General features: G+C 34.5%; 13 protein-coding genes. 7 read left to right on the top strand and 6 right to left on the bottom strand.

Going from position 1 to position 12,067, the window contains the following annotated elements:
* The first annotated feature begins 151 nt into the window (after positions 1-151).
* Positions 152-589 carry a hypothetical protein gene (locus tag VFM92_RS08410; RefSeq protein ID WP_325121765.1) on the top strand — a complete coding sequence of 146 codons (438 nt, stop codon included), beginning with the start codon at positions 152-154 and terminating at the stop codon, positions 587-589.
* 143 nt (positions 590-732) lie between these two features.
* Here VFM92_RS08410 and VFM92_RS08415 read toward each other — a convergent pair whose 3' ends face one another.
* The 5 genes from VFM92_RS08415 to VFM92_RS08435 all read right to left on the bottom strand — a co-directional run bounded on the left by VFM92_RS08415 (position 733) and on the right by VFM92_RS08435 (position 7,389).
* The gene (locus VFM92_RS08415) at positions 733-1,206 is read right to left on the bottom strand and encodes a regulatory protein RecX (RefSeq protein WP_325121766.1); all 474 of its coding nucleotides are present in this window, start codon (positions 1,204-1,206) and stop codon (positions 733-735) included.
* Between the two features lie 47 nt (positions 1,207-1,253).
* On the bottom strand, positions 1,254-2,402 hold the full coding sequence (locus VFM92_RS08420) for an aminotransferase class V-fold PLP-dependent enzyme (RefSeq protein WP_325121767.1): 1,149 nt from the start codon (positions 2,400-2,402) through the stop codon (positions 1,254-1,256).
* A 38-nt stretch (positions 2,403-2,440) separates the two neighbouring features.
* Positions 2,441-3,205 carry a 23S rRNA (guanosine(2251)-2'-O)-methyltransferase RlmB gene (gene rlmB / locus VFM92_RS08425; RefSeq protein ID WP_325121768.1) on the bottom strand — a complete coding sequence of 255 codons (765 nt, stop codon included), beginning with the start codon at positions 3,203-3,205 and terminating at the stop codon, positions 2,441-2,443.
* 131 nt (positions 3,206-3,336) lie between these two features.
* On the bottom strand, positions 3,337-6,291 hold the full coding sequence (locus VFM92_RS08430) for a DUF2723 domain-containing protein (RefSeq protein ID WP_325121769.1): 2,955 nt from the start codon (positions 6,289-6,291) through the stop codon (positions 3,337-3,339).
* 414 nt (positions 6,292-6,705) lie between these two features.
* On the bottom strand, positions 6,706-7,389 hold the full coding sequence (locus tag VFM92_RS08435) for an arylesterase (RefSeq protein ID WP_325121770.1): 684 nt from the start codon (positions 7,387-7,389) through the stop codon (positions 6,706-6,708).
* 143 nt (positions 7,390-7,532) lie between these two features.
* On the opposite strand from VFM92_RS08435, the gene VFM92_RS08440 reads away from it, so the two are divergent.
* The 6 genes from VFM92_RS08440 (at position 7,533) to VFM92_RS08460 (ending at position 11,504) form a co-directional block, all read left to right on the top strand.
* The gene (locus tag VFM92_RS08440; RefSeq protein ID WP_325121771.1) at positions 7,533-8,348 is read left to right on the top strand and encodes an SMP-30/gluconolactonase/LRE family protein; all 816 of its coding nucleotides are present in this window, start codon (positions 7,533-7,535) and stop codon (positions 8,346-8,348) included.
* A 69-nt stretch (positions 8,349-8,417) separates the two neighbouring features.
* Complete coding sequence (locus VFM92_RS08445; protein ID WP_325121772.1) at positions 8,418-8,660, top strand: hypothetical protein; 243 nt, start codon at positions 8,418-8,420, stop codon at positions 8,658-8,660.
* The gene (locus VFM92_RS16920; protein WP_414675569.1) at positions 8,650-8,919 is read left to right on the top strand and encodes a DUF2490 domain-containing protein; all 270 of its coding nucleotides are present in this window, start codon (positions 8,650-8,652) and stop codon (positions 8,917-8,919) included. The genes VFM92_RS08445 and VFM92_RS16920 overlap by 11 nt, the downstream gene beginning before the upstream one ends.
* 8 nt (positions 8,920-8,927) lie before the next feature.
* Positions 8,928-9,419: a DinB family protein gene (locus VFM92_RS08450; RefSeq protein ID WP_325121773.1), complete on the top strand. Its 492-nt coding sequence runs from the start codon at positions 8,928-8,930 to the stop codon at positions 9,417-9,419.
* 325 nt (positions 9,420-9,744) lie between these two features.
* Positions 9,745-11,289 (top strand): glutamate--tRNA ligase, encoded by a 1,545-nt coding sequence (gltX, locus tag VFM92_RS08455; RefSeq protein ID WP_325121774.1) that lies wholly within the window; start codon positions 9,745-9,747, stop codon positions 11,287-11,289.
* The gene (locus tag VFM92_RS08460; RefSeq protein WP_325121775.1) at positions 11,289-11,504 is read left to right on the top strand and encodes a hypothetical protein; all 216 of its coding nucleotides are present in this window, start codon (positions 11,289-11,291) and stop codon (positions 11,502-11,504) included. Before gltX ends, VFM92_RS08460 begins: the two co-directional genes overlap by 1 nt.
* Positions 11,505-11,575: 71 nt before the next feature.
* On the opposite strand, the gene VFM92_RS08465 is transcribed toward VFM92_RS08460, so the two are convergent.
* The gene (locus VFM92_RS08465) at positions 11,576-12,031 is read right to left on the bottom strand and encodes a hypothetical protein (RefSeq protein ID WP_325121776.1); all 456 of its coding nucleotides are present in this window, start codon (positions 12,029-12,031) and stop codon (positions 11,576-11,578) included.
* Positions 12,032-12,067 lie beyond the last annotated feature (36 nt).

Raw genomic sequence — 12,067 nt, forward strand, 5'->3', positions numbered from 1 at the left:
TGAGCTTTTTTAATGGGTTTCATGCATCAATATTTGCAAGGTTTCTGTCAGGAAAATACGAAAACTTGCAAAAAAATCAAAGCTTTTTATTAATTAAATAATTGATAATCAATGTATTAATTAGTTTTTAAGGGTCGACTATTTAGTAGTGATGTATAATGAAGATCACATATTATATAGTAACTACTCCTATGTTGATCCTTATGACAAGGACTATGTTAACTTTAATGTGAATCCAATCACTTTGCTCTTACTGAGCAAATCAACATGGGTTGTTTCTGATTTTACTGCCGATTCAAATGTAGACAATATAATGCCTATAAGCACAATTTCTTTTGGGCAAAATGAAAGTATGGAATTAACCTATCGAAATGGAGAAACAGATGATGCTTATTATTATTTAAATAATAGTGGAGGATTTGATTGGTATAATTTAGACTCAGATAATTATAGTTTTTATTTCAATGAAGATTATTACGAATTGAATAATAATGGAAGCATTACTTTTTACTTTAATTATTGGGAAACCTATAACAGTAATGATGCAACTTGGTATTATTCAAATAATGTTTCAATCACCTTAAATTAAATAAATTAAGCCTTTTCTAAAGTTTTGCGATTTTGGAAAAGGCTTAATTTCCTATTCCTAATCAGCAGCTCTCTGGTGCTAATAAATTAATGTGACTTCGATATGTTTCTAATTCCTCCCTTTATTTGAAACCCAAGAGAAACTCAATCAGCTAACTTATTTACTGAATTCCATACCAAATCACCTTCATAGCCTTTTTGCAATAAATATCGAACTGCCTTTTGCTTTTTAATATAAATATTCGCCTCCTTAAGTGTTTTCCATTTTTTCTCTACTAAGGAATTGATAGTATTTTGATACTCTTCATCATCAATTTCCTTCATTCCTTTTTTGATGCAGTATTCGGAAATCTTTTTCTGCTCTAAGCCTTGCTTAATTTTAATACGCCCCCATTTTTTCAGATTAAAATGACCCCTCACATAGCTTTGTGCAAAACGCTCTTCGTTTACAAAATCTTCCGATATCAGCCAGGCTATTACTTCCTCCACTTCATCGCCATAAAGACCCCAATCATAAAGCTTATCTCTTACTTGTTGTTGAGTTCTATCTTGCATAGCGCAATATTTGGCTCCCCTGGCTTTTCCTTCTTTAACGGTGTAGATTAATTGTTTAGCCATTTATTTTGATAGAAATTGATTACGAGTTTAATATTCCAAAGAAGAATTTAAAGATGTTTGTCTAAAACCTCAATCAATGCAGCAACATCCTTAGTATCATTATAAACATGAGGAGAAATTCTTAATGAGTTTTTCCGTATCGAAAGGTGAATATTTTGAGCATGAAAATCCTCTTTAAGTTTGTTTAAATCAACAGATGCAGGAACAAATAAGCCGTATAAATGCGCACTAACCAGTTTATCATCATCCTTTTCAATCTCTTTTTCTTGCAGAAAATCTCTGAGCGGTTTTAGTAATTCAAAGCAATAAGTTTGAATATTTTCTGGTTTCCAGCTTATGATCTGTTCTAAGGCTGCTTTCAGCATAGGTAAAGCAATAAAATTGCTAAACTCCCCTACGTTGAATCGCATTTCATCTGAAGCAAATTTTTCAGGATAAGTAGTTAACTTACTGAAATCATGGCTGTCCTTTCGAGTCATCCAGGAAAATTCTATTGGTTCACCATTATTAAATTTCTCACTGTAATAAGCTAAACCAGAAGAATAAGGACCCAGCAACCATTTATAAGAAGCGCATATCAAAGCATCTATTTTGAAAGCCTCCACATCCATCGGCAATGCGCCAACAGATTGCGTGCCGTCTACTATAAAATAGGTGTTAGTAGCTCTGCATTTCTCGCCTATGGCTTTCAGGTCAAATTTCAATCCTTCCATCCAATGAATAGAGGACATCACCACCACTGCTGTATCAGCATTGATGCTCTCAATTATCTTTTCCGACCATGCTTGTGTTCTGCCTAAAATTAATCTAGGCGGCTTAATCACTCTTAATTCTGCTTCATGCTCTTCACAAAATTTTCTTAACGTTAAATGGTCGCTCGGAAATTCTTCATTGACTGTGATGGCATGCTGACCTTTATTTACTGGTACATTTCGGATGGCATTCATCAGTCCGTAAGAAGCTGACGGAATAAGTGCTATTTGTTTAGAAGAAGCATTAATCAACTTCCCAAATAGTGATTTCACCTCTTCGGCTGGTTGAAAAAAATCTTGCTCTTTAATGGATGTGGGATTGGTTTTTCTCTTGACACCCTGAATACCTGCCTGCTCCACAGTAAGCAGATTAGGAGACATATAGGCTCCATTCAAATAATGAATATTCTCGGGAAGATTAAAAAAATGTTTCTGGTTTTCCATATGGGAAATATAGGAAATTCACATACAAATTCGAATAATTATAAGCTTCTTTGTCTTACCGCTTCAAAAATTGCTATTGCTCCAGAAACAGATACATTCAATGAGGAGATTTTTCCTGTCATCGGGATTTTAGCTAAATAATCTGCTATTCTTATCAGATCATTGCTTATTCCATCTTCCTCAGAACCTAGGATGATTGCTAAAGGCTGGGTCATCGGAACATCATAAATTAAATCAGTCCCTTTTTCAGTACAAGCTACGGCTTGAATCCCGCTTTTTTGCAAATATTCAACTGTATTCTTCAAACTATTTTCCCTACAAACAGGAATATAATGCAAAGCTCCAGCAGAAGTTTTTACCGCATCAGAATTGATTTGCGCACTTCCTTTAAATGGAATCACAATAGCGTCTACTCCAGCACATTCGGCTGAACGGGCAATAGCTCCGAAATTTCGAACATCTGTGATTCTATCTAAAATCAGAATTAATGGATCTTTCCCTTTTCCAAAAGCTTCATTTATCACATTATCCAAAGAAGCATAACTGACCGCTGAAACCATCGCAATAACTCCCTGATGGTTTTTCATTGTAATGCGATTCAGCTTTTCAATCGGCACTTTTGTGAATGGTATTTTCTGGTCTTTGCATAATTGCATTAATTCCGAAACTAGTTCATTGCGAACATCCTTTTCGATATAAATATTATCCATTTCCTTTCCGGAGTGAATTGCTTCAATCACGGCACGTGTACCGAAAATATAGTCTTTATCGTTAAGTTTAGGTTTATTCTGAAATCCTGCCATATTTTTTAAATTAATGCGCAAAATTCTAAATCTTATATCGGAAAAGCTAATTTTCTAGTTTTTTTAAAAAAAGCACGCAAAAAAATAGCCCACAATTTCATGTGAGCTATTCTTTTAAGAACTATAGTATTTTACATTTTTTCGTAAACTACCCTAAGCTGTTCTTGATACTCCAACGCCTTTTCGTTCAAGCCATATTGTCTCATAATTTGGATAATTTGACTTAGTATAGCAATACTAATTTGTCTTTCTCTACCCATATAAATCATCTCATGGTCTACCAAATAACTGAACAGCTCAAAATTTTGGTTCCATAATGTGCTAATGATATCATTAGCTTTTTCCTCATTACCCGTTGCCAAATAGATTTGAATATAATCCAAAGCAGTCATGTCAAAAGGAACTACTTCGTTTGGTATTTTCTCAAGAATAAATTCTAGTACTTCTATTGCCCTTTTCTCATCACCATCATTTAATAATGCTTTTGATAGAGCCGTATAAACCGAGCGATGATTCAAGAAAAAGTTTCTATAGTTTTCATTATAGTAAACATTTGGATCTATTGTATTTGTGAAATGAAACTCATTCATTAAGTTATCATACATCACTTCTATATTCACAAATTCAGACTGCAAATCTTTTCTTTCTAATGGCAACAATCTGTAGGTTAAGCCTTCCTGAATTACATATTTTCTTAAATCCATCTTTACCCCACTTAATGAAGTAGTGTTGAAATAAATTGGACGCTTCCAATTATTTTCATTCATAATGTCTAAAATCATTAAATCTTTCTTCTCCAAGCCATTTCCTTTCACAGTCCACACCATCTCATCCACCAACATGTTTTGCTTACCTTCTGGAATAATATTAAGGCTTTTTACATGTGAAGTATCAACATTTAAACTTAATGTTTTAGACGGCAACATATTATAACTCCCTATAGAGGTTGGAACTTCAAGTCCTTTATTGTCGCTTCTTATTAAATTTAGATATTGTTCAACGGAAATTGGTCCTGAAATACCCGCACTTGCCATATATGGTAAATAATCATTTTTTCCGCCTTGCGCTACTTGACTTTCACTTAAACTGAATGGCAATGGTTCAGAATCATAAGCGTTTTGTCGCATCTGATTTATATACCAATCTGTATTGAAGTAACTTAAAACTATTACTCTAACATCAGTTCTAAAGCCTTCTACCTCCTGCACAAACCATAGAGGGAAGGTATCGTTATCTCCACCTGTAAATAAGATTGCATTAGGTTCACAGGAAGCCAAATAATTTCGCGCAGCATCTACTGAGAAATATCGGTCAGAACGATCGTGATCATCCCAACCTTCTGAAGCCATAATTCCTGGAACAATTAAGCAAATAACACCCGCTAAGACTCCTGCCACTTTTGGTTTTTTCACTGCTCTTTCTAAAAGAGAAGCTATTCCTAACACTCCAAATCCAATCCAAAAAGCAAATGCATAATAAGAACCTGCATAAATATAATCTCTTTCTCGCGGCTCTGTTGCTGGGGAGTTTAAGTATAGAATTAAAGCTATCCCTGTAAGGAAAAATAACATTCCCACTACGCTAAACCCTTTATGATCCTTTTTGTATTGAAAAAATATTCCAATCAAACCGAGTATAAAAGGAAGCATATAGAAATTATTTCTTGCTTCGTTCTCTCTCATTAATTCTGGCAATTCGCTTTCGTCTTGAAACATGGTTTTCCAACCTGCTCCTTCCACATCACCTTCTCTTCCAGCAAAATTCCACATCAAATAACGGAAATACATATGCCCTAATTGGTAGCGGAACAAAAACTTAATATTGTCTACGAAATTTGGTTGTTCATTAGGACGCAGGCCTGTCCATCTTCTATATTCTTCTGCGTGACCTGGTGCATTACTATACATTCTGGGAAAGATAGTAGTCTTACTTGGATCATATTGAGTGGTAATTTTATAATCCGTAATTACATATTCCTCTTCCCCTTTACTGTAAACAGCATCTCCCTTATCCTGAGACACTATTTCTGCATCAAAATACTGTCCATGTAAAAGTGGTCTAGAACCATATTGATCTCTATTTAAATATGAAATCAAGTTCATCACGTTTTCAGGATTATTTTGATCAATTGGTGGGTTATAATTTGATCTGATTAAAACAATAAAATACGATGAATATCCGATCAGAATAAAAGAGAATGCTAATAAACAGGTATGTAGGGTAACTTTATCCTTTTTGATTGCATAATTAATGCCGTAAACAAGACCGCCAATTAGTAACAACCCAAAAATTAAGGCTCCTGAACCAAACGGTAGGTTTATGGAGTTAATAAAGAAAATTTCAAATTTACCAATCAAATTTGGAACTCCTAAAATGATAAACTGCCAAATAAATATAAGAATCGCACTACTGATTAAAAGTGCAAAGAAAATTCCTTTAAAAGTGACGTTTTTATATTTCTTGAAATAATAAATCAAGCCTAAAGCTGGTAGCGCTACTATATTTAATAAGTGAACTCCTATTGAAATCCCAATGATATAAGCTATCAAAATTAACCATCGGTTTTCAGTAGACTCATCTTCTATTACATCCCATTTCAACATAGCCCAAAATACAAGGGCAATTAGAAATGATGACATCGCATAAACTTCCGCTTCAACAGCTGACCACCAAAAAGAATCTGAAAAAGTAAAAGCCAAACTACCAATGGCTCCAGCAGCAATTATTTTAATAGTTTGAGCTTTATTAGCTTCCCCAACTTTAATTTTTAAGATTTTGTGAGAAAGCAAGTTGATAGACCAAAACATAAATAGAATGGTAAATCCACTACTTAGAGCAGAAACTAAATTCACTGCGAAACCTACTGATTCTACATCGCTGCTGGCAAACATAGAGAACATCCTGCCAATCAGCAGAAAGAATGGTGCCCCTGCAGGGTGAGGAACTTGCAACTTATAAGCACTGGCTATAAACTCTGCGCAATCCCAAAAACTGGCAACCGGTTCTAAAGTGAAGATATAAACGGCAGAAGCAATTAGAAAAATAATCCAGCCACTAATGTTATTAATCTTTGAGTAAGATGTCATAGAAAGTTGTATTTTTAATAATAGAGGCGAAAATAAGAAATTTCATCCTTTCGGTCATCAAAACGAAGCGATTAATTCAGCATTGTATCTTTGGATTGTTTTTCAAACAAGTTCGATCAATTAATTTTCTTTTGTAATTTTTCTTATAAAAATTTTATAATTTCAATTATGTTTATGCCAAAAGTGAACCTATTAATAATTAGTTATTATGAAAGGAGGTATTGGATTTAGTAGACATAGGAGCGATTCGTGGAAGCGAAACCGTGCGCTAGGAAGCAAAAAGAAACCCATGAAGGATAATCCTTACTCGGCAAAAAGGAAGGTAAAAGCAAGAAGGCGATTTGTTCTATCAATTTTTATTTTAACCTCACTAACTATAATTTTATTGCTTATCAACTCAGGATAAATAGCAAATTAAAGCATCGGTTTCAAATATTCCCAAACGGTTTCCGCTACAATTTTATGGCCTTCCGGAGTTGGATGAATTCCATCGGGTTGGTTTAAATTTGCTTCCCCACCAACATCTTTCAATAAAAATGGAATAAGATTAACATTTTTTTCCTCTGCTATTTTGGGAAACAATTTTTGAAATTCAGAAGCATAGGCTTGCCCCATATTCGGTGGAACCAACATACCCGCAAGTAGAATTTTAACTTTAGGATGAATCTCCCTTACTTTATCAATAATTGCTGTTAAATTTTTGTTGGTTTCTTCTGGCTTAATTCCTCTTAAGCCATCATTTCCTCCCAATTCTAAGATAAATATTTCTACTGGTTGGCGTTTTACTACCCATTCTACACGGGATAAGCCGCTGGCAGTGGTTTCACCACTTACTCCGGCATTGATTACATTATAGTCATAGCCCAAAGAATCTAATCTTTTTTGAATTAAGCCAGGAAAAGCTTCTTCGGCTTCTACTCCATAGCCCGCTGTAAGACTGTTACCAAAAAAAATGATATTATTTTTTTGCTCCTCTTTTTCAGTAGTTTTTTCTTTAACTTCCTTTTCAGCTGTTTTTTCTTCCTTTTTAGGAGTTGAATTGCAAGCCGCTACAAAAATAAAAAGTATTGCAGAAAGATATTTTAAAGAGAATTTCATAGCCTTGTTTTTTTTTAAGCAGTCAATGCTTTATGTTAAAAAGCTTAAATTAAGCAAAATGTTATAAAATGATTGAAAATAGAACTATTCAACTGCTAATTCTAAGTACTTTTTTATTTTTCGCATGTAATTAGCAGCCTCAATTGCCTATTTCAGAAAATGCTGAAATCATAAAAATAGCTGATGGTTTTGATTTTACTGAAGGACCAACAGCCGATAGCATAGGAAATATTTATTTCACGGACCAACCTAATAATCGCATTTATAAGTATGACGTAGATGATGAGTTAAGTGTTTTCACAGATAGCTCCGGAAGGTCTAATGGATTGTATATTGACCATAATCAGAATCTTTGGGCTTGCGCTGATGCTAAAAATCAATTGTGGAAATTTTCTTTGGATGGGAGTAAAGAAATCATTTTAAATCCATCAGGAGATGTGGCTTTCAATGGCCCTAATGATGTCTGGGTTCATAAAAATGGAAATGTGTATTTTACAGACCCTATTTACCAAAGACCTTATTGGGATAATGAACATGATACAGTTGGGTACCAATCCATCTATTTATTGAAAAATGGAGAAGCTATTTTATTAGACTCTACCTTAGTTCAAGCCAATGGAGTCGTTGGTATTTCAAAAGAGAATTTATTGTTTGTTACAGATATTGGTGCTGGTAAAACTTATCGCTACAGAATTAATACAAAAGGTGAGCTGGAAAATAAACGGCTTTTTGTTGAGCAAGGCTCTGATGGCATGACCGTAGATTCAGAAAGCAATTTGTATTTAACTGGAAACGGAGCAGATATTTATGATAAAGAAGGAGAATTTATCCAACAACTAGAAATTCCTGAAGATTGGACTGCCAATATTTGTTTTGGAGGCGAAAACTTTGACCAACTATTTGTAACGGCATCACACTCATTATACCGCGTTAAAACTAATGTGAAAGCAGTTCGTTGAAAACATTTTGAAGAATGAAATCAGGTCCTTAATTGTGAATTGATTTTTTAACTTCTCAAATAAGCCATCATGATTTTTAGAATTGCAGCAATTTTAATTTTTTTTTCTTTTGCATGCTCCTTTGCTCAAGATGAACCTGATTTAGAGGCTTGGCACATGTACTTGGGAGGCTTTGAATTTGAAAACAGGATTTATCAAGAAGATTTATTGAATCAAGATGGTTCAATCGCTTCATTAAATCATCGCCTCAAATATGAAAAGCGTTTCGTGGATAATCAAGATTTCCGAACCCGTTTGCCATATGAACTATAAATCAGCATCCCGATATCAGACAAAAAAATTAGCCGAGGGACATTTTTACATTCCCATTTACAATGAAATTTTGATCAATGGAGAAAAAATGGGAAACATAGAATACTTTGACAAAAATCGTCTTTATGGAGGGCTGGGTTATGTTTGGAAAGAAAATCTTCGAGTGCAAGTTTGCATAATGGAACAGACGATTAACAGCAATTATTGCAAAATACAATTACCGTTTTCATTGCATTATAATTTTCAAGTGAAACAATAGAAACCCAAATGGAAAATCAAAGATATATCGATTATGGAGACTATAATATTTGGGCTAACAATCTAATTATAGATGCGCTGTCCAATGTAGATGAAGAATTGCTCAACCAAAAAATTGAGGCTAGTTTTCCAAGCATAATAAAAACGGTTTCCCACCTTTGGATGGCTGAATTGGGTTGGCTTTCTCGGCTCGAAGGTAAAGGATGGAAAGTATCAGAAATTACCAATTTTTCAGGCACTGCTCATGAGCTATTCAAATCATGGCAAAAAACCTCCAATGCTTTTAAAAGCTTTGTAGAAAGTGCAGATTTGGAAGAAAAACTTCATTTTGAACATAAAGAAGAAAGTTATTCCATTCCTTTCCGAGAAATCGCTCAAACAGTTTTCAATCACGGCAGCTACCACCGAGGACAAATAATTATGATGATGCGTCAACTCGGAATTGCAGATATTCCTAAAACGGATTATATTGAATGGGTTCGGCAAAAAGAAAATCAATGATTTTCCTATGTCAATAAGTTTAGAAATTTTTCATTGAAAAGTTTTTCGCTTTAAGGAAAATCCTTTTGTTTTCTATTGTATCTATTGTAGTTTAAAAGTAAAGATTGTTAATCTGTACTATCGGTAGTGAATTCCGACCACAAGAGAACACAAAAGAAAAATAACCAGGTTATTTTTCAGTATAAAAGATATTTAATGAATTACAGATATTAGTCTAACTTTTAGAACACATAATTTTCCTATCATTGAATAACTTGCATATTGTGCAAATTTTAAACTTAATTGATTAATTTTGCAGCCCAAATTGCAATAAAAAAATAATCTCATGAGTCAAGCTGTACGTGTACGTTTTGCCCCAAGTCCTACGGGTCCACTCCACATTGGAGGAGTCAGAACGGCTTTATATAATTACCTATTTGCCAAAAAAGAAGGTGGTCAATTTATCTTAAGAATTGAAGATACCGACCAAAACCGCTATGTAGATGGAGCCGAGGATTACATCAAAAGAACTTTAGAGTGGTTAGGTATTTCCCCTGATGAAAGCCCATGGAATGATGCTGGTGAATTTGGTCCATACAGACAAAGCGAGCGTAAAGAAGTTTATGGCAAATACGCACAGCAATTATTAGATGATGATAAGGCCTATTATGCTTTTGATACTTCTGAGGAATTGGACGAAATGCGTGAACGACTGAAAGCAGCAAGAGTAGACACGCCACAGTACAATGCCATTACACGGTTACAAATGAAAAACTCTTTGACTTTATCCCAGGAAGAAGTCAAAGCAAAACTGGATGCTGGCGAACCTTATGTAATTCGTTTGAAAGTACCTAGAAAAGAAGAGGTTCGCTTAAATGATAAAGTAAGAGGCTGGGTAATGGTACACTCAACCCAGATAGATGATAAAATTTTAATGAAGTCGGATGGAATGCCAACTTACCATTTGGCGAATGTGGTAGATGACCATTTGATGGGAATCACCCATGTAATCCGTGGAGAAGAATGGTTGCCATCAGCACCTCTGCATGTGTTGCTTTATCAGTTCTTTGGTTGGGAAGACACTATGCCAGAATTTGCGCATTTGCCTTTATTATTAAAGCCAGATGGCAATGGAAAATTAAGTAAGCGTGATGCAGAGAAGCACGGTTTCCCAATTTTCCCTATGGAATGGAAAGACCCTGCTTCAGGTGAATTACTAGCTGGTTTTAAAGAAGAGGGCTATCTTCCGGATGCTCTATTGAATTTCTTGGCATTTTTGGGCTGGAACCCAGGTGATGAAAAGGAAATCTTTAGCGATGACGAGCTTATCAAGGCTTTCTCCCTGGAAAGAATTGGAAAAGCAGGAGCCAAGTTTGATATACAAAAAGCCAAATGGTTCAATGAGCAATACCTAAAAAACAAATCAAATTCAGAATTAGCAGAATATCTTAAAAAAGATGTTGAAGCGAATGGATTAGAAGTTTCTCAGGAAAAATTGGAGCGAATAGTCCATGCCTTGAAAGAAAGAGTGACTTTCCCAACTGAATTTTGGACGCAAGGTCACTATTTTTTCAGCAAGCCTGACAGCTACGATGAAAAAGTGGTGAAAAAGAAATGGAATGCTGAAGTTGATAAAGCTTTAAGTTTATATGCTGATGCATTGGACAAAGTAGATCATTTAGATGCAGGAAATGCTAAGGCAACTTTTGCTGCTGTTTTAGAGCAAGAAGGAATTGGAATGGGAAAAGTGATGCAATCACTAAGAGTCAGTATCACTGGAGAGGCAGGCGGACCAGATTTAATGGACATTATTGAAATATTAGGCAAGGAAGAAATAACAGAAAGGATTCGTTTAGCGTTAGATAAACTAAAGGATCAAATTTCTGAATAATGCCTAAAAATAAAGACGATAATAAAAAAGAAAAGAAACCCAGTGTTAATCCTAAATTGGAAGGATTTGATGTAAAAATTGATTCCTTTGGTGAAATTCAAACAAGCTTTGATATAGACAGAATCAACCAATTTCTCAACAAAGAAGTTGAGGATAAAAAGCTAAAAGATAGGAAAGACATAAAGGGTATAAAAAATAAAGACGAAGAGGAATAAATCTTTATATAAATTAAATAGAAAAAAACAGGTGCCGCATTAATAATGTAAGCACCTGTTTTTTTATTATCTTATTTTACCATATCTGATTCCATTTCAGACTCTGGCTCAATAGGAATGTAAATCTCAACTTGCTGTTTACCCCATTCTCTGGCGGCTTGCTCGTCAAGTCCCATATAAATATCAATTTTCCGTTCCCATCTTTTGTTCATTTTATCCAATACTTTAAAGGTACCTTCTAAGCCTTCAATTTTAACTTCTGAATTGTGCTCTAAAATGTCTTCTTTCAGAAAGTCCCTAGAAATAGCAATTGCTTTCATTCCCGGCTCTAAGGTGTCTCCCCAAGCCGCCAATGCTGGATTTCCTTTTTTAGTTTGTGCCTCAACGGAATTGTAAGCTGTTGCAGTCACTTGAATGGTATCGTATTGAATTTCATTTGTAACTTCTTGTGATTCTTCATTAGGACCACAAGAAATGAATATTGATAATAATAGAATTGTAATAATGTGTTTTGTAAAATTTAACATAAGCTGAATTTAAGAGTTAAAAAAATGCCCAGCTTT

Source organism: Marivirga sp. (assembly GCF_035704835.1).
GTDB lineage: Bacteria > Bacteroidota > Bacteroidia > Cytophagales > Cyclobacteriaceae > Marivirga.